We start from the raw sequence: 18,186 nt of genomic DNA on the forward strand, positions 1-18,186 counted from the left end.
AACACATCTTTCAGGAAGTTTACCTGATAAAATAATAAACATTTATACGCCAAGTTTTTATGTTTAACATCTTGAAAAACAGAGACATATAAAAAGTTCAAAAAAAATGAAAAAATAATCTGCTGACTTTAAATCGGATAGTATGATTTTTAAAAAACCAAGCTTTTTTTATTTTTTTTATTGATTTTTTTGTCCCATATTGCTAAGGTTTTTCGATCCGTATTTTTCTCATTAACACATTAATTTACAAAACGATTAGGAGAATGCACCAACAAATTTGGAACAATTGTCTACGAGTTTTTAAAGACAATCTTGAAGTAAGTAAATATAAAACATTTTTTGAGCCAATAATTCCCATTGGCGTTAAACAAAATGTTTTAACTATTCAGGTACCCAGCCAATTCTATTATGAGTATCTTGAAGAACATTATATTGACCTGTTAAGAAAAACCATCAGACGGGAATTAGGTCCCGGAGCAAGACTGGAATATAGCATACCGGTTGGAAATACTATATCTTCCAATAACCGGACCATCATACCTGGAAACAGCGGTCAACGAAATTTTTCAAATCCCCCCGCTCCTATTCCTGTTTCCGAAAAACATAATCCGTTTATACTTCCCGGGTTAAAAAACATAAAGATTGACCCGCAACTCAATGCCGAGTATTCTTTTACAAATTTTGTTGAAGGCGACTGTAATCGTCTGGCACGGTCAGCAGGATTAGCTATTGCCGAAAAACCGGGAGGTACCGCATTCAATCCTTTTTTTATTTATGGTGATTCCGGATTGGGAAAAACCCATCTGGCACAAGCAATCGGGATCAAGGTAAAGGAAGAGATGCCGGAAAAGACCGTATTATACGTTAATGCCACCAAATTTAAAACTCAATTTGTTGATGCCAGATTGAAGAATGATATCAACAATTTCCTTCACTTTTACCAATGTATTGATGTATTGATCATTGACGATGTACAGGAATTCGGGAATAAAGAAGGTACCCAACGAACTTTTTTCGATATCTTCAATCATCTGCATCAGAGAGGAAAACAATTGATCCTTACATCAGACAGGGCTCCGGTAGATCTTCAGGGATTGATAGATAAACGTTTGTTGTCCCGGTTTAAATGGGGTTTATCTACCGAATTACAGGTACCGGGCTATCAGACCCGATTGGCCATACTAAAACAGCGTGCATACCGGGATGGAATCGAATTGCCGGAAGAAGTACTTGAATATGTCGCCAAAAACATTGTAAATAATGTTCGTGAACTGGAAGGAGTACTGGTCGGATTGCTGGCACAGGCAACGCTTAATAAGAAAGCCATTACGCTAGATCTGGCACAATCCACCATCAATAAATTAATCAAGCATACCCGCCCTGAAATATCCATTGATTATATTCTCCAGGTAGTATCTGATTATTTCCACCTTGATGAAGAAAATATCCTGTCTAATACCCGGAAAAGAGAAATAGTACAGGCGCGGCAAGTAGCCATGTACCTGTCCAAACAATTTACTAAAACATCCCTGAAAAGCATTGGGGCACAATTGGGTAATAAGGATCATGCTACTGTCTTGCATGCATGTCGCACGGTAAATAACCTGATAGAAACCGACCGGCGCTTCAAAACACAGATCGAAGAATTAGAAGGAAAATTCAGCAATTGATTTAATTCTCTTTGAATTCCTTAAAAAACTACAAGTCAAAAGCTTGTAGTTTTTTTTGTGAGCTATTGTTCAGCCAAAGCTGTATGGTTTTATGCACTCCCCCATGGACATCCAAATCATTATGCCCTTTTAACCGGACATCTTTCTGCAAAGCATTGTATAGATGAACCGACCAAAAATTAGAGCGATACAATAATTTTTCAATCACCAATGGAATAATTGTATCTCCCATAGCTACTAATTCCGGATATTCTTTCATTTTCATCACATCGTATGTGTTGCTGCTGAATATCAAAATACCGTTTTTCCAATGTTTGCTCCATTGATCAAACAGTACCTGAAATCTTAACTGAGTGGTGTCAGGAATTTTCCCGATCGCTTCACACAAGATCTTTTCTTCCCTGGAAGTAATTTTATATTTTTCTTCCTTATCCTTCGATATACAGCCTAGACAAATTAAAACAGAAAAAAACAGATATTTCATATGGCTTCTAACTTTAGTATTATTTTTATTGATCAATATTAACTCTTATCAAGGAATAGATCCACCATCAATAGGTAAACAACCTTGTTCAACGGGTAAAAGATATATCCGGGTATTTCTGTATATTTGAACAATACAGGACGCGACTAGGGTAAGCTCAAGCAAGCTCGGCTTACCTTCTCAGCTTTCACTATATTTGAAGAATATAGGATGCGGATCGGCAATTTTTTGAAAGCAAGCTTTCTACAATTGCTCTCACCTTTCACTATATTTGAATGATTTATAAAATATCTTCATTTTTATAAATGAGATCATGCAGCAAAAATAAAAATGCCTCGTTATTATAAGTAGAACAAAAATCTCATGGGCATTGTTTCTTTATTTCGAGTAGATAAAAAATCCCCTTCTTATCAACGGGAATTATATCGCCTTCATTATAAAAGGATTTATAACTCCTGTCTCCGGATAATCGGGGATACAATGGAAGCGGAAGAAGCTATGCACGACGCGTTCTTAAAAATATTTGACCATATTGATGATCTCCACGATGAAAAAGCTTTCTTCTCATGGAGCCAGCGTATAGCAGTTCGTACTTCAATAGATAAAATCCGGAAGAAACGGATAATTTTTGAACAGATAGACGAACAAACGGCATACGAGGAAGAAAACGAGGAAGAAGTCACATTTTCTGCAGAGATCATCAAAAAAGAATTGAACCTCCTACCGGATGGTTATCGTATGGTACTATCCATGCGTTTATTTGAAAATTACGATTTCGAAGAGATCGCACAAATGTTACATATCAAGGAATCAACCGTGCGTTCCCAATACATCAGGGGACGCGATAAGCTGGCCCGGAATGTAAAGGCCGCCGTAAATTCAAATTATTCGTGAATCATGAAAAAGTTAGAGCAATATATCCGAAACCATAAAAACCTGTTTGAAGAAGAGCCTGCTTCAGGACACTTTGAACGTCTGCAGCAGAAAATACAGGCAAAACAACATCCAGTCTCATTATCCCGGCTTATCGTTGGTATTGCCGCGTCGGTTACATTAGTGCTTTCTGCAGGGTTACTATGGTGGTATACCCACCAGCCATCCAATACCCTGGCTATCTGTGACAATGCAGATGATATGAAGCTTTGTTACCTGGACAAGATGAATGATGTTGCAGAAAAAATATTCGAACTTTCTAAAGACCAATGGGATCAGGAACTGGTCATGGAAGATGTAAAAGGCATCATTGAAGCCAACCAGAATTTTGAAAAAGAAATCCCGGAAGATCTTCCTGATGAAGCTGTAAAATCTATTCTATCAGACTATTATCAGCACAATCTGGAAAGTTTATACACCATAGCTAATGTTTTGAAAGAAAAGGAAGCCATTATACCATCAAAATAAATTTTTATTACCATGAAAAAGATATGCCTATTATTATTGAGCATCTATATCCTTTGCACAGTATCCGGCCAGCAGAAAGAAATACGCACAGTATCGGACTTTACCGGTATTGAAGCATCCGGTGCTTTCGATATTTCCATTACAAAAGGGAACCGGACAACATTGAGTATAGAAGCTGATGAAAAAATTATGCCCTATATCGTCAGTGAAGTAAGAGGTAATGTATTGCATTTATACATTGCTGATAATGATATCAAGAATATAAAAGCACCGAGAGCTTATATTGTCATGAAAAACCTGGATGCAGTGAACCTGTCGGGTGCATGTAAAATATCATCCAATGACCGATTTGCCCCTGATCGCTTTAATGCTGATCTCAGTGGCGCCTCAGGATTGAATTTACAGATAAATACCAAGCAATTGGAAATCAATGCAAGTGGCGCCAGTAATATCAACTTAAATACGAAAGCGAGCGAACAAGCCAATATAGATATCTCCGGAGCATCAAAACTGAAAATACAATTGAATACTCCCAAAAGTACTTTCCATATCAGTGGAGCAAGTAATACGGAATTGACCGGATCTGCCGATAATGTAGAGATTGATATTTCAGGAACATCTAATGTCGATGCACCGGATTTTATGGTTAAATCAATGGTGGTGGAAGCTTCCGGCGTAAGCAAGGCTACGATTTACAGCTCCAATTCACTGAAAGTCAATTCATCCGGGTTTTCCAAAATCAATTATAAAGGTTCGCCTTCTATCACCGAATTCAATACCGGTAATTCTTCCAAGATAAAAAAAATAAACTAATCCATTAAATCAATCCATCATGAAAAGAATATATATTGTTCTGATAAGTATCCTGTTGAGTGCAAATGTCTCCGCTACATCGGATATTGAACAGAAAGACCCATACCTGACCCGTACCTTTCCGGCCTCAAGTATTAAAAATGTAGAAGCATCCACAGCAGGGGGAAGTATCACCGTAGATGGTAATGCTTCCGGCGAAGCTGTCGTTGATGTATTTGTCACCCATAGTAACTGGTCGGAAGAGAAAATAAAGGACGAATTTGAAAAAAATCACACTTTGGAACTGGAGGTAAAAAACGGAAAATTATATGTTATCGCCAAAAGAAAAGGCCCGTCATTTGGCTCTTCATTGAGTATTTCGTTTAGAATCAAGGTTCCCGGAAATACAAATTGTGAATTAAGCACCAGTGGAGGAAGTATCCGGATCAGCGATTTATCAGGAACTCAAAATTTCAGAACCAGCGGAGGCTCTTTGAATATCAAGAATCTGTCGGGTACTACATCAGGAAGAACATCAGGAGGAAGCATCCAGGTTTCAGGATCAAGTGATAAAATTGATCTCTCGACCAGTGGAGGAAGCATTACAGCTACCGATTGTACAGGTGATATATCCCTGAATACCTCAGGAGGCAGTCTCAACTTAAAAAACCTTAATGGAAAAATCAATGCGGCTACCAGCGGAGGAAGCGTTACGGCAAATGATATTACCGGGACTTTAAAAGCCGGGACATCCGGCGGAAGCATGAACCTGAAAAGTATATCCGGCAATCTGGATGCCCGTACATCAGGAGGGAGTATGACGGTAGAAATGTCGTTGGTCAGCGAATATGTACAACTATCAAACAGTGGAAGAATAGAAGTTTCTCTTCCTTCGGGTACAGGGTATCAGTTAAAAATAAGAGGATCAAAAATTGAAACGAATAATCTTAGGAATTTCAACGGCAGTATGGAAACAAAAAGCCTTGAAGGAACCGTCCTCGACGGTGGACCAAGCATCAATGTCAGCACTTCGCAGAGAGTCTCTTTATCATTTAAATAAATTTAGGTAGAAAAGACATCCGGCCTTGCCGGATGTCTTTGAATTATATCAAATTACTATACAACTAACCTACACTATTAAGGCAACATTACGGACAATAATCCTATCCCAAAAACAATCCCGATACGAATAAGATTTTCCTTTGTAAAATTGGGTATTTTATTACGTTTACGCCATAAAAGAGCCAAGGCAAGTAACATGAATACTAATCCTCCAAAAAAGATATTCCATCCGCTCACTCCGTAATGCAATGCTATAAATACCACACCTATTATGTAAGTGGTTATAGCCATTCCTATACCTATAGCTGCAAGTGCTGTTGCCCATCCTGTACGTTTTACCTTCAATAATGGGTATAGTATGTATATGATGAATAATCCTGTTATCACTGCTAACTGTAAAAGAGCATAACCAGGAATACTACAAATCTGAAATATCCTGGCCAAAACAAATATACATCCTAAAGCTATCTCAATTTTCTTCATTTCTTACCAACATTTATTTTTTACGAATATTTTTCCACATCTGCTGTGGCACATACATATCATTTGCTATAACAGCAACTTACTTTAGGTGACATCCCAAAAAGCAACCCTTTTAACCCCGCTACTTACCAAATAATTACAGGTATAATTCGAATGAATGAGCCTTTCCGGTCACATCCTTCCTGATCAGGGATATAAATCCAAACACAGCTGATCCGTAACAAAAATATAAATTAACTTTGTATCCTTAAAGTTAATTACATAAACAATATGGCTGATAAGGAAGATGTCAGGGACTTATTCGACGATATAGCCCCCAATTATGATAAATTAAACCACCTGCTTTCGTTTAATATCGATAAGACATGGCGGAAAAAAGCGATAAAACAACTTGATAAACATACTAAAAAGGTTCTTGATGTTGCCTGCGGCACAGGTGATCTGGCTATCGCAGCTGTAAAAAGGGGAATATCTGAAGTATATGGCATTGACATTTCTGAAAAGATGCTGGAAATCGGAAAAGAAAAAATAATAAAATCAGGCTGGCAGGAAAAAATACATTTACAAAAAGGAGATAGTGAAAATATAAGCTTCGATGATAACATATTTGATGCGGTAACTGTCGCTTTCGGCGTCCGTAATTTCGAACATCTGGAAACAGGACTTAAAGAAATGAACCGGGTACTAAAAAAGGAGGGAAAAGTTGTCATCCTTGAATTTTCGACACCTTCTACTTTTCCTATGAAACAGTTATACGCTTTCTATTTCAAACATATCCTTCCGGTAATAGGGGGCACCGTATCAAAAAACAAGCAGGCATATCAATATTTACCCGATTCGGTAGCACATTTTCCACAGGGAAAAGATTTTCTTCAGATCATGCACAGGTGCGGTTATAACAACACATCTATGAAAAGCCTTACATTCGGTATTGCCAGGATATATACCGGTTTTAAATAATCAGGGATATTCCGAAAAGGACGGTTAATAGCAGGGTCATCAGAGACAGATTACGTAGTTGTACATCCAGCTTACGTCCGGATGAACGATACACAGCAATCAAATGAAACACAAACATAGGTAGTACCAGTAAATAAATCCAACTGGTAACACCCTTATTGTGTAGTAATGAATACAAAAACAGAAGACACCAGGCTCCTGATATGAGAAAAAGGTGATAGATTTTGGCTTTATGTTCACCCATTTTTACAACCAATGTGTTCTTCCCGTATTCTTTATCATTTTCCCTGTCCCGGATATTATTCACATTTAGTACCCCCATACTTAACATGCCTATCGCTGAGGCAGGCAGAAATACACTCAATACCAATGTATGGGTCGCCAAATAATAGACTCCGGCTGTACTTACCCAACCAAAAAAGATAAAAACAGCGATATCACCCAACCCTTTATACCCGTAGTTATTCTTTCCAACCGTATATTTGACGGCGGCGATGATGGCCAAAATACCAAGTGCCAGCATGGTCCATCCTCCAACACAAAACAATGTACCAAAGGACGATATGATCAAACAGATACCGGATACCAGAGACAATATTATGAATAATATGATCATCTGTTTCAGGTTTTTCAGCGTCAATCCCCCAGGCTGCAGTGCCCTTACCGGACCGATGCGGGAATCATTATCCACCCCATTCATACTATCCCCGTATTCATTGGACACATTGGACAATATTTGTAAACAAAGAGTTGTTGTAATGGCTGTTACAAAGATCCATATATTGAAATTACCTGAAGCAGAAGCCAGGAAAATACCAGTCAGAATACCTGAAACAGAGAGCGGTAAAGTCCTTAACCGGAAACTTTTAATATAATATTTTAATTTACTCATCAATCACATCTTTTTTTCCTTTTATCTTTATATAAACCAACAGGATGACATTCATCAGAAGCGCATAAATAATAGCCGGAATAGCCATTACATCGTTATTGAATATAAAAGGCCCGGAAGCGACAGCAATTGCCTGGGCTGCATTTTGCATGCCTACTTCGATAACAATCGTTCTTTTCTTTTTCTCACGCAGCTTTAATAACATTGACAACAAGTATCCTCCCAGAAGAGCAGTGATAATGAGCAGGAGAATGCATAACCCCAGCTTTCCGATATAACGGAAAATGGTGGCATAATGTTGAATGAAAAAGATCGACACCAAGAGTATCAACGCTGGAAAGGCTATTTTTCCCAAAATTCTTTTTAGTTTCCCGGCTTGTTCCGGATATCTGAATTTAAAGAGCTGGCCCAACAAAATAGGTACAAGCATCAACAAAACATTCTGAATAATCAGTGCACCGACCGGTAGATTGATTGTACCATCACCTCCTCCGAATAATCCTACTGTAAAAGACATAATAAAAGGAATCGTAAAAAGAGTCAGGATACTACTGATGGTAGTTAAGCCGACAGAGAGCGCTACGTCACCTTTTGCCAGTAATGAGAATATGTTGGACGAACTTCCTCCAGGTGAACAGGTGATCAGTATCAAACCGATAAAAAACAATTCGTCTAACTGAAAAACCCAGGCCCATAAAAACCCTAAAGCAGGCAATAACAGCATCTGTCCGGTCAACCCCGCTATTAACGGTTTAGGACGTTTAATAAGCTGCCGGAAATCGTTCAGCCGAAGTTCCAGACCTAACTGGAACATCAATACCGTAAGAATCGGAAGAACAATGAAAATAGCATTCATTAGGTTTTTCTGTAAAAAAGAACTGCAAATATAAAACTTTGTCAGGTTCTTTCCATCCAGAAAAGAATCAACAGCAAATAGTTTAGCCTATATATTTATTTAAATCCCTGTTATTTCATAGGTATAAACCTGTAACCTCCTGATTTTTCCTTTCTCACTTCTCCCATGCCGGGAAAAGCGATATGCATTCCTGCAATAGGAATTTTATTTTTGGTTACATATTCCAAAACTTCCTTCCTGCTGGTAACTGCTGTTTCAGGGTCCACATCATAAGTGACCGCTACCTGCGGATAAGGCATTTGTATAGCCATAGCATGTGTCAGATCTCCCCACACCAACATTTTTTTCTTTCCCGACTCCAAGAGGAACATCGTATGTCCCGGTGTATGCCCAAATGCCGCGATTCCCCGGATACCCGGAAGTATCTCTTTGGATGCGTCTTTCAAATCCGGAGCAGGGAACAGATGTATCTTATCCTTATATGCCGCGATCACCTTGCGTGGAGCATGGAAACCTCCCCGACGGTTTTCCGGTAATCGATTCATGGCGTCATCGCTCATCCAGTAATCATATTCCTGTTGGGCAATGTAAATGTCTGCATTCGGGAAGTTGATCTGCTTGTCTTTCATCATACCCCCAATATGATCGCCATGCATATGTGTGAGCAGTACGATGTCTATCTGTTCCGCAGTAACATTGAAAGCCTCGAGGTTATCAAACAATTTGTTGCCAAATCCTGCATCGATCAACACATTTTTTCCCGGCATCTTTACTAAAAAAGCATTCACTGCATTGGAAAAATTCCCATCAGGCAATGTTTTCCGAATCATTTCCGGCGTAGCCCCGATCAAAATACCGGGCTTACCTTCAGACTGATTTTCCGATAGTAAGATCACTTCCATATCTCCAACCTTGTATTTATAGGTATTTTGAGCAAAAATACTCCCTCCTATCGAAGAAAATACAACTAAAAAGATCCATAAGTTTTTCATCTGTATAAAATTATTATTAATGGTTAGATGAACCCCGAAGGGCTCAGTGAAACTAAATGTCCAATTTTGTTCATTACGGTGTGTATACCGCTATGTTCATGGACATTTCATAATAAGTTTATTTTTATTCTATTTATTGTTAGCATAATCCATCTTCTGGTCCTTACAATTATAAAAACCCCGGATATGAATATTCAACCCTTTATCTACCTCCACAATGGCGAAACTGTTGTTATCCGGCAAACTACCTTCTATCATACCTTTCATCGTATAGTAATGAATACCATTACGGAAACTGTGGTGTCCTGCATGATGATGTCCCTGAAATACAGCAATGACCTTTTTACTCTGCTCAAGAATATCTACTATCTCACCAGCATTGCCTACACACACATTCTTATTGATCCCTGAAAAAGAATCCAACAGCTGATGCAGAAAGATGATCACCGGATAGGTATGGCCTGATAATTCTTTTTGCAACCAATCCTTTTGTTCTGCAGGAATAAAAGCTTTGGTCCAGTTGAATTTTCCGGAATCATAATCTGATCCGTCTTCATTATAGTTGGCATCCAGTACAATAAATTTCAGATGATTCCGGATAAAAGAATAATATGTTTTGTTCCTGGCTTTACCATGATTCCGGGTATGCTGAAGAAAATCCTTTTTAGAAATGCTGTCCATATCGTGGTTTCCAAGCACATGATATAAAGGTCCTTTATATTTCTTCAGGGTGCTTTCTATTTCATCCAGGAATGACAATGTTTCCGTTTTAACCGGATCGATCCCCTGATCTTTCAGATCGCCCAGTTCAATAAGGAAATCCATATGTTCCCTGTTATATACCTGAATAGCTTCTGTCAGTTTAGTGATGGATTGGTCAAAATAACGGGTTCCGTTCACCTTCCTGCGGGCAAAATGAATATCCGTAAGCAGGCCGAAACGGGTATTTTCTTCAGGTACACTGCCGGAGAAATCTAAACCGGCCAATAGGATCATCCCGCCACATGACTTTTTAATGAAAGATCTGCGATTCATATTCATAATTGATGATCGTATTCGTATTTTTATCCAGACAAAAATAGATTTTTCTCCCTCAATTTATGCCATTTAAGACAAATAAAAATCGTAATATTTATGAACAATATACATGGATTAAACCGCCATGTCAGTCGCATTAAGCATTCAGTGCTATTTATTATTTTATTAAGTCTCATTGATTAAGCGAATTACGATCAGAAAATATAACATTAATTGTTTAATATTACTTACCTTCCTACGTATAACAGACTTAATACTACAAATCGCCACTATTCTTTTCATAATCATATCAATAAAAAAAGCATACCTGACAATGATCCCTACTATTTTCCAGATAAAATATCTTAAAGACCAACTCCCAATTCATCATCCAACACAAAAATTGAGAATGGGGCATTAAAAATGACTCCATTCTCAATTCTCCATTTTCAATTTTTCTTCCATACTTTTTCCATCTCTTCCAATGACTTTCCTTTCGTTTCGGGAATCATCTTCCAGACAAATAATGCTGAAAGTACCGCCATGGATCCGTAGAAAGCGTAGGTCATTCCTCCACTGAATTCCATCATAGGCGGATAAGTGGATGAAATGAGGTAATTGGCAAACCATTGTGCTGCAACAGCAATAGCCACGGCTTGTCCACGAATTTTGTTCGGGAATATTTCAGCGATCAGTACCCAGCAGATCGGCCCCCATGACATCATAAACGAGGCTGTATATATAATAATGAAAACCAATGTACTGATACCGATAACATCATTAAAGGCCAGGGCCGATATGGCAAACATTCCTATCGCCATTCCTATCGATCCTGTGATAAGTAATGGCTTGCGCCCCCACTTATCAACAGTTATGATGGCTATCACTGTAAAAATAACATTGACCAGTCCCATGATGATGGTCTGTAACATAGATGCATCTTTTGCCGCTCCCATACTTTCGAAAATGCGGGGTGCATAATACAAGGCTACATTTATGCCGACAAATTGCTGAAATACGGAAAGTAAAATTCCAATAACGATCACCTTCTTTCCATAAGAGAATAGCCTGGCCGATGATTGTTTTACAGAAGCGGATATCTCTTCCATGATCTTCCCCGCTCTTTCTTTTCCGTTGATCTTCGACAATACCTGTAATGCCTTTTCGGATCTGTTGGACAAAGCAAGGTAACGCGGTGTTTCAGGCACCAGAAACAATAGTATACCGAATAATGCTGCAGGAATGGCTTCGGAAGCAAACATATAACGCCAACCTGTTGAGTTGACCCATTCTATGGATTGTCCGCGGGCAATACCCCAGTTTACAAAATAAACCACCAGCATACCAAAGATGATCGCGAACTGGTTGAATGAGACCAAACGTCCACGGATCTCTGCCGGAGCAATTTCCCCGATATACATAGGACAGATAGCTGAAGCCAGCCCCACTCCTACTCCTCCTATTATACGGTAAATATTGAATGTGATCAGCAATGATATGGACGGCTCTCCTTTTGTAAAGAAAAAAGTTTCCGGAAAAGCCGATCCCAACGCCGAAAGAAAAAACAACAGGGCTGCAATGGAGAGTGAATTCTTTCTTCCCAGTCTTGAAGAAAAGAAGCCGGATAATGCCCCACCGATGATGCAGCCGATCAATGCACTCGACACGGTAGCACCATGAATAAATGTACTTAATTCCAAAGGTTTGATCAGGAATTCCTGAATGGATTTTTCCGCACCGGAGATTACAGCAGTATCATATCCGAAAAGTAATCCGCCAATGGTAGCTACCAAGGTGATGCCGAAAACATAAGCTGAATTGTATTGCTTCATAATTAATAGGTAAGAAGGGTCGGTAATAGCTGATATACCGACCCTTATGAATATTAAATATATAAATTAATAATGGATTCGTATAACTCCTGTTTCCCGCTGATCTGTGCAGGTTCACCGTTCCTGGAAGCAATATCCCGCAAATCTTCAAGTGTCAGCTTGCCGTCTTCAAACTTTTTACCATCTCCATTATCAAAGGATGCATAACGGGCAGCACGCATTTTCTTGTAATCCGACTTTTCAAGTACATCGGCAGCAACCAGCAAAGCTCTTGCAAATACATCCATTCCCGAAATATGTGCGATGAAAATATCCTCCAGATCCGTAGAATTACGACGGGTCTTCGCATCGAAATTGGTACCTCCGGTACCTAAGCCTCCGGCTTCCACAATTACCAGCATTGCCTGGACCAGTTCATAGATATCGATCGGAAACTGGTCGGTATCCCATCCATTCTGGTAATCGCCACGGTTTGCATCAATAGATCCCAATAAACCGGCATCGGCAGCTGTCTGCAATTCATGCTCGAAAGTATGGCCGGCCAATGTGGCATGGTTCACTTCGATATTGATCTTGAAATCCTTATCCAGACCGAAATGACGAAGGAAGCCGATAACCGTTTCAGTGTCCGCATCATATTGATGTTTGGTCGGTTCCATGGGTTTAGGCTCGATCAGAAAAGTACCTTTAAATCCTTGTTTACGCGCATAATCGCGGGCTATGGATAACATCATGGCCAGATGTTCTTTTTCCCGCTTCATATTGGTATTGAGCAAAGTCATATATCCTTCACGGCCACCCCAGAATACATAATTGGCTCCACCTAATGCGATCGTCGCATCAATGGCATTTTTGATCTGTGCACCGGCATAGGCTACCGATTCGAAATTCGGATTGGTGGCAGCTCCGTTCATATAACGGGTATGACCGAATACATTTGCTGTGCCCCAAAGCAGTTTGATCCCCGAAGCTGCTTGTTTTTCCCTGGCATAATCCACTATTTTCGAAAGATTGCTTTCATATTCCATAACAGAATTTCCTTCATCAATCAGATCCACATCGTGAAAACAATAGAACGGGATACCGATTTTGGTCATGAATTCAAAAGCTGCATCCATCTTGTATTTAGCACGACTGATGGCATCATTTCCGGCATTCCATGGGAATGTTTTGGTTCCTCCACCAAACGGGTCACCTCCTTCGGCGCACAACGTATGCCAGTATGCCATGGAAAAGCGGAACCAGTCTTTCATACTCTTACCCATTACCTTTTGGTTTTCATCATACCAACGGAAAGCTAAGGGATTCTTGTTTTCCTTCCCTTCAAATTTAATTTTTCCTATACCCGGAAAAAATTCCTTGTTGCCTAATGTGATACTCATAATATTTCTTTTTTTAATTTATAATTTCTGATAATATATTTGTCTTTGTAGTTTCATTTAAATTTTCATGGTCCATGGCTTACGCAGATAACCCGAACGCAACTTATTGGCCTCGCTGTCATTCACAAATTCTTCCTTTACCGGATCCCATTTCAGGGGACGTTGTAATTCATAACATATATTGGTCAGGAAACAAACTGTTGCGGTACGATGCCCGATTTCTGCCGTACTGATAGGCTGTTGCCTTGATTTGATACAATCCAGCCAGTTTTGGTAATGATCATTACTTTCATAAAGTTTGACAGGATCACTTCCAAAATCATGGCTGATCAATTTTGCAGGCAACGCTTCAAAGAATCCCCTGCTTATATCGATGATCCCTTTGGTTCCGATGAACCGTACCGCATAACCGCGTCCGAAGTCTTCATGGGTCATCAATACCCCGTTGTCATATTCAAAGGTCAGGTATTTGTGGTCCTTCCCCGGAGGATAAACAGCTACCGGGCCACTGTCGTCTTTTCCAAGACCCCACTGGGCTATATCGTACATATGCGCCCCCCAGTCGGCAGTCATACCGTTTCCGTATTCCTTATAATCCCGCCAGTTAGGGTAGATATCCTTTTCAAGCGGCGGTGAAAGTTCAGCATTGAATCCATGATATTCAGCCGGTCCTATCCACATTTCCCAATCAATATGATCGGGTTTGGGCTCAGTGGGAAGATCATATTTTTTAGGAGGTGGCCCGCAACTCACCTTCACTTCTATGACGTCCCCGATATGACCGTTTCTTACAAGCTGACAGGCATTCCTGAAATTTTTCCACGACCGTTGCATATTTCCTGTCTGATTTACACGATTATATTTGTTGATCGCCTCAACCATTAACCGTCCTTCTTCGATACTGTGCGAATATGGCTTCTCACAAAAAACATCTTTCCCGGCTTTTGCTGCTTCAATTACGTTAATGGCGTGCCAATGGTCGGGTGTAGCGATAACTACCGCATCAATATCTTTATTGGCCAGTAATTTCCTGAAATCCTTATAGGTTTTAAAGCCTTTCGCTGAAGAACCGGCTTTGGAATACAGGTCTTCCGTAATAGCCTTGAAGCGCTCCAGTTTACGGGATTCGACGTCGCAGCCGGCAATTACCCTTGCCCGTTTGGCAAACTCGGTAATCAGGTACCTCGATTGCTTTCCCGTACCTATAAACCCTAGTGTAATCTGATCGCTCGGGGCTGTAAAACCGGCTCCGCCCAATACATGGCGGGGAATAATGGTAAATGCGGTTGCGGCAACCAGGCCTGTTCCCAGAAACCTGCGCCTGGATATATTATTTTTCTTTTCCATGATCCAAAAAATTAAGTGATTTATTTAAGCTTTTACAGGTGTCCCGGGAAGAGGAATAGCTTCATACTTTTTCATATCTACATTTCCCAGAGTCAATTGTTCCGGCATCAGATTAAGATCCGAATTGGTCATTTCATCCCATGTGATCGCTTTGCCGGAATATGCCGACTCGCGGGCCATAATACCTGTCATAGACGAAATAGCCGTAATTTCCGCAATGTTGATCACTTTACCGCTTCTGATATGGTTAACCAGGTTAAGATGTTCCAGCACATAGTCATTGTGTTGTTTGTATTTCTCTTTCGCAGCTTCGTTATCATATTGCCATATGACATTTCCGTCCAGATCGCGGATGCTCATATCCGAACTGTGCCATGAGCCTTTCGTTCCCTGGATGATCTCCCCGACAAAATTGGCGCAATTGTCTATCTGACGGGCCATGGCATGGAGATGAACCCCGCCTTCGAATTCAATATCCGCACTAAAATTATCATAAATATCTCCCGTGGTCCTGCGGAGTCGCGAACCCATACAAACGACCCTCTTGGGTTTCAGGTGCGAAAACCATACGAACACATCTATATTATGGACGCCCTGGTCGATGATATGATCGCCGCAAAGCCAGTTCCAGCTGAAAAAATCCCGGAACATATACTCCATATCGGTCCACTCCGGACGACGGCGTGCAAAATTCATATGCCCCTGATTCCAGTATACATTACCGGAAGTAATGCGCCCGATATATCCTTCCTGTACTTTCCGGTACGATTCGACATATGCCCTGTTATGGTGACGTTGTGTGCCGGTAACGATGTTTAACCCTTTTGCTTTCGCCTGCTTTAAGGCAACCATAAATGTCCGGTAACCTACCGCATCAATAGCAGCAGCTTTCTCTACGAAGACATGTTTTCCCTGATCGATGGCATATTTCAACTGATCCGGGTGAAACAAGGAAGGAGTAGCTATGATGACCATATCCACCGGCGCTTCGCAAGCCTTTTTATAAGCATCGAACCCCAGGAAACACATATCGTCTGCTACCTCATTATTTTTTTCTTTCAACCGGTTCCGGCATCCGGTCATCCTATCCGCAAAAATATCGGCAAGAGCTACGATAGAAAGCCCATCACCTGCATCAAGGAAATTAAAGGCTGCCCCGGTTCCCCTTGAACCGCACCCGATAAGCGCTGCCTTTATAGGCTTCCCATCGATTGCTTTATCGGGAAGATCGGGAATATACACTTCACTTGCCGGACGTAGCGGTATCAATTTATTTTCCTGACTTCCTGAACAGGAAGCCAGGATAGCACCTGTTCCTAATGCACCGGAGGCACCTATCACAGCAGCATTAGATAAAAATGCACGTCTGCTGCGGTTGAACTGTTTTCTTTTCATGGTATAATTGATTTGGAATATTATGAATCATATAAGCACTCAGTGCTATTTATTGTTTTCTTAAGTCGCATTGATCAAATGGATTATGTTCATAAAACATGGCATTAATTGTTTTATATTACTTATGGGATATACTTACGCAAGATATTTTTCCATCTCAAATATGCCTCCCCATATGCTCCTGTCTGTGATACGTCCGGATCAATGGTCCGGATCTTTTTCAGGCTTGACATCGCTTCTTCAGGATTTGAATATATCCCTGCACCAATCCCTGCACCTTTAGCAGCCCCCGCGGCACCGTCCGTATCATATAATTCGATAACTGCACCACTTACATCGGCTAGTGCCTGCCGGAATAACGGACTTAAGAACATATTGGCGTTCCCTGCACGAATTACCCTGATATCCATTCCCATACCCTTCATAATCTCCATACCGTACTGGAAAGAATATACAATCCCCTCCTGTGCTGCCCTTACCAGATCCTGCTGATCATGAATATTAAAATTGATCCCATGGACAGAACATCCGGGTTCCCTGTTTTCAAGAATACGTTCGGCGCCGTTTCCGAAAGGAATGATGGAGATCCCCCTGGCCCCGACCGGTGATTTTCCGGCCAGAACATTCATATCTTCATAAGAGATATTTTCCGGCATGATATTTTTTCGCACCCATGAATTAAGGATGCCGGTACCGTTGATACACAACAATACACCCAGCCTTGTCTGTTCTGCTGTATGGTTCACATGGGCAAAAGTGTTGACACGCGACAGCGGATCATAGTTTACATTTCCCAATACACCGTAAACGACTCCCGATGTTCCTGCTGTGGATGCTATTTCCCCGGGGTTAAAGACATTCAGGGAAAGTGCATTATTCGGCTGGTCTCCTGCACGGTAAGCAACAGGAATACCGGCTTTTAACCCCAATTCTTTCGCTGCCGCCGCCGACACAATCCCTTGAATACCGAAAGTAGGTTTTACCTGGGGTATAAATGACCTGTCAAACCCGAAATAATTCATCACATCATCCGATATACTATTGGTTTTGAAATCCCAGAATATTCCTTCCGACAGTCCTTCAACAGTAACCACGGCATCACCGGTCAGCTTCATCCCGATATAGTCTCCGGGAAGCATCAGCTTATCGATCTTTTCATAGATATGCGGTTCGTTCTCTTTCACCCATGCCAGCTTTGCTGCAGTAAAATTTCCTGGAGAATTCAATAAGTGCGACAAACATCTTTCCTTTCCGATAGCCTCGAAGGCCTTTTCCCCATACGGAACAGCGCGACTATCGCACCATATAATGGCGGGACGAAGGACCTGCCGGTCTTTATCTACCAATACCAGACCATGCATCTGCCATGAAATACCGATTGCTTTAATGTCTTCGTTCGATACACCCGATTGTTTCATTACCGAAAGATGGGCCAGTTTCAGGTTGCTCCACCACCAATCAGGGTCCTGTTCCGCCCATCCCGGTTTTTCTGCAAAAATGGGCATCTCTGTCTTCGGGAAAAAATCCGATGCTATGATCTGTCCGGTATCAGCTTCTACCAGGCATGCTTTTACCGAAGAACTACCTATATCATATCCTAATAAATACATCATCAATTATT

At 40.6% G+C, this 18,186-nt stretch carries 17 protein-coding genes; 6 read left to right on the plus strand and 11 right to left on the minus strand.

Translation table 11 applies throughout. From position 1 onward, the window contains the following. Positions 1-263: 263 nt before the first annotated feature. Positions 264-1,670, plus strand: a complete 1,407-nt coding sequence (dnaA, locus tag LBQ60_18610; GenBank protein MDR2039938.1) for a chromosomal replication initiator protein DnaA — start codon at positions 264-266, stop codon at positions 1,668-1,670. A 28-nt stretch (positions 1,671-1,698) separates the two neighbouring features. On the opposite strand, the gene LBQ60_18615 is transcribed toward dnaA, so the two are convergent. Further along, positions 1,699-2,154, minus strand: coding sequence for a hypothetical protein (locus tag LBQ60_18615; protein MDR2039939.1), 456 nt, complete (start codon positions 2,152-2,154; stop codon positions 1,699-1,701). Positions 2,155-2,517: 363 nt separating this feature from the next. On the opposite strand from LBQ60_18615, the gene LBQ60_18620 reads away from it, so the two are divergent. The 4 genes from LBQ60_18620 to LBQ60_18635 are packed head-to-tail and all read left to right on the plus strand — an operon-like array spanning position 2,518 to position 5,407. Further along, positions 2,518-3,048, plus strand: coding sequence for an RNA polymerase sigma factor (locus LBQ60_18620; protein MDR2039940.1), 531 nt, complete (start codon positions 2,518-2,520; stop codon positions 3,046-3,048). Between the two features lie 3 nt (positions 3,049-3,051). Continuing rightward, complete coding sequence (locus LBQ60_18625; protein MDR2039941.1) at positions 3,052-3,555, plus strand: hypothetical protein; 504 nt, start codon at positions 3,052-3,054, stop codon at positions 3,553-3,555. Positions 3,556-3,567: 12 nt separating this feature from the next. Then, positions 3,568-4,368 carry a DUF2807 domain-containing protein gene (locus LBQ60_18630; GenBank protein MDR2039942.1) on the plus strand — a complete coding sequence of 267 codons (801 nt, stop codon included), beginning with the start codon at positions 3,568-3,570 and terminating at the stop codon, positions 4,366-4,368. Positions 4,369-4,387: 19 nt separating this feature from the next. Next, on the plus strand, positions 4,388-5,407 hold the full coding sequence (locus tag LBQ60_18635; GenBank protein MDR2039943.1) for a hypothetical protein: 1,020 nt from the start codon (positions 4,388-4,390) through the stop codon (positions 5,405-5,407). Positions 5,408-5,484: 77 nt separating this feature from the next. On the opposite strand, the gene LBQ60_18640 is transcribed toward LBQ60_18635, so the two are convergent. Then, positions 5,485-5,892 (minus strand): hypothetical protein, encoded by a 408-nt coding sequence (locus LBQ60_18640; protein MDR2039944.1) that lies wholly within the window; start codon positions 5,890-5,892, stop codon positions 5,485-5,487. A 270-nt stretch (positions 5,893-6,162) separates the two neighbouring features. Here LBQ60_18640 and ubiE point away from each other — a divergent pair, with 270 nt between their 5' ends. Further along, positions 6,163-6,852 carry a bifunctional demethylmenaquinone methyltransferase/2-methoxy-6-polyprenyl-1,4-benzoquinol methylase UbiE gene (gene ubiE, locus LBQ60_18645; GenBank protein MDR2039945.1) on the plus strand — a complete coding sequence of 230 codons (690 nt, stop codon included), beginning with the start codon at positions 6,163-6,165 and terminating at the stop codon, positions 6,850-6,852. Here the strand turns inward: ubiE and menA are convergent. The 9 genes from menA to LBQ60_18690 all read right to left on the minus strand — a co-directional run bounded on the left by menA (position 6,845) and on the right by LBQ60_18690 (position 18,175). After that, positions 6,845-7,744: a 1,4-dihydroxy-2-naphthoate octaprenyltransferase gene (menA, locus tag LBQ60_18650; protein ID MDR2039946.1), complete on the minus strand. Its 900-nt coding sequence runs from the start codon at positions 7,742-7,744 to the stop codon at positions 6,845-6,847. The two genes, ubiE and menA, sit on opposite strands and share 8 nt — an antisense overlap. Then, a complete protein-coding gene (locus LBQ60_18655; GenBank protein ID MDR2039947.1) occupies positions 7,737-8,600 on the minus strand; it encodes a bile acid:sodium symporter family protein in 864 nt (287 codons plus the stop codon). Before LBQ60_18655 ends, menA begins: the two co-directional genes overlap by 8 nt. A gap of 110 nt (positions 8,601-8,710) precedes the next feature. Further along, entirely contained in the window at positions 8,711-9,592 is an 882-nt protein-coding gene (locus LBQ60_18660) for an MBL fold metallo-hydrolase (GenBank protein MDR2039948.1), read from the minus strand. A 129-nt stretch (positions 9,593-9,721) separates the two neighbouring features. Continuing rightward, entirely contained in the window at positions 9,722-10,627 is a 906-nt protein-coding gene (locus LBQ60_18665) for a metallophosphoesterase (protein ID MDR2039949.1), read from the minus strand. Between the two features lie 431 nt (positions 10,628-11,058). Continuing rightward, a complete protein-coding gene (gene xylE, locus LBQ60_18670; GenBank protein ID MDR2039950.1) occupies positions 11,059-12,441 on the minus strand; it encodes a D-xylose transporter XylE in 1,383 nt (460 codons plus the stop codon). 53 nt (positions 12,442-12,494) lie between these two features. Next, on the minus strand, positions 12,495-13,823 hold the full coding sequence (gene xylA, locus LBQ60_18675) for a xylose isomerase (protein ID MDR2039951.1): 1,329 nt from the start codon (positions 13,821-13,823) through the stop codon (positions 12,495-12,497). A gap of 57 nt (positions 13,824-13,880) precedes the next feature. Next, entirely contained in the window at positions 13,881-15,170 is a 1,290-nt protein-coding gene (locus LBQ60_18680; GenBank protein MDR2039952.1) for a Gfo/Idh/MocA family oxidoreductase, read from the minus strand. 24 nt (positions 15,171-15,194) lie between these two features. Beyond that, entirely contained in the window at positions 15,195-16,565 is a 1,371-nt protein-coding gene (locus tag LBQ60_18685; protein MDR2039953.1) for a Gfo/Idh/MocA family oxidoreductase, read from the minus strand. A gap of 122 nt (positions 16,566-16,687) precedes the next feature. After that, on the minus strand, positions 16,688-18,175 hold the full coding sequence (locus LBQ60_18690) for a carbohydrate kinase (protein ID MDR2039954.1): 1,488 nt from the start codon (positions 18,173-18,175) through the stop codon (positions 16,688-16,690). Positions 18,176-18,186: the final 11 nt, after the last annotated feature.

The sequence above is a fragment of the Bacteroidales bacterium genome (genome assembly GCA_031275285.1).
Classification (GTDB): domain Bacteria; phylum Bacteroidota; class Bacteroidia; order Bacteroidales; family UBA4181; genus JAIRLS01.

Excerpts from the sequence above, each read along its gene's own strand:
- dnaA (MDR2039938.1), top strand. The coding sequence starts at position 264 with ATGCACCAACAAATTTGGAACAATTGTCTACGAGTTTTTAAAGACAAT.
- LBQ60_18615 (MDR2039939.1), bottom strand. The coding sequence starts at position 2,154 with ATGAAATATCTGTTTTTTTCTGTTTTAATTTGTCTAGGCTGTATATCG.
- LBQ60_18620 (MDR2039940.1), top strand. The coding sequence starts at position 2,518 with ATGGGCATTGTTTCTTTATTTCGAGTAGATAAAAAATCCCCTTCTTAT.
- LBQ60_18625 (MDR2039941.1), top strand. The coding sequence starts at position 3,052 with ATGAAAAAGTTAGAGCAATATATCCGAAACCATAAAAACCTGTTTGAA.
- LBQ60_18630 (MDR2039942.1), top strand. The coding sequence starts at position 3,568 with ATGAAAAAGATATGCCTATTATTATTGAGCATCTATATCCTTTGCACA.
- LBQ60_18635 (MDR2039943.1), top strand. The coding sequence starts at position 4,388 with ATGAAAAGAATATATATTGTTCTGATAAGTATCCTGTTGAGTGCAAAT.
- LBQ60_18640 (MDR2039944.1), bottom strand. The coding sequence starts at position 5,892 with ATGAAGAAAATTGAGATAGCTTTAGGATGTATATTTGTTTTGGCCAGG.
- ubiE (MDR2039945.1), top strand. The coding sequence starts at position 6,163 with ATGGCTGATAAGGAAGATGTCAGGGACTTATTCGACGATATAGCCCCC.
- menA (MDR2039946.1), bottom strand. The coding sequence starts at position 7,744 with ATGAGTAAATTAAAATATTATATTAAAAGTTTCCGGTTAAGGACTTTA.
- LBQ60_18655 (MDR2039947.1), bottom strand. The coding sequence starts at position 8,600 with ATGAATGCTATTTTCATTGTTCTTCCGATTCTTACGGTATTGATGTTC.
- LBQ60_18660 (MDR2039948.1), bottom strand. The coding sequence starts at position 9,592 with ATGAAAAACTTATGGATCTTTTTAGTTGTATTTTCTTCGATAGGAGGG.
- LBQ60_18665 (MDR2039949.1), bottom strand. The coding sequence starts at position 10,627 with ATGAATCGCAGATCTTTCATTAAAAAGTCATGTGGCGGGATGATCCTA.
- xylE (MDR2039950.1), bottom strand. The coding sequence starts at position 12,441 with ATGAAGCAATACAATTCAGCTTATGTTTTCGGCATCACCTTGGTAGCT.
- xylA (MDR2039951.1), bottom strand. The coding sequence starts at position 13,823 with ATGAGTATCACATTAGGCAACAAGGAATTTTTTCCGGGTATAGGAAAA.
- LBQ60_18680 (MDR2039952.1), bottom strand. The coding sequence starts at position 15,170 with ATGGAAAAGAAAAATAATATATCCAGGCGCAGGTTTCTGGGAACAGGC.
- LBQ60_18685 (MDR2039953.1), bottom strand. The coding sequence starts at position 16,565 with ATGAAAAGAAAACAGTTCAACCGCAGCAGACGTGCATTTTTATCTAAT.
- LBQ60_18690 (MDR2039954.1), bottom strand. The coding sequence starts at position 18,175 with ATGTATTTATTAGGATATGATATAGGTAGTTCTTCGGTAAAAGCATGC.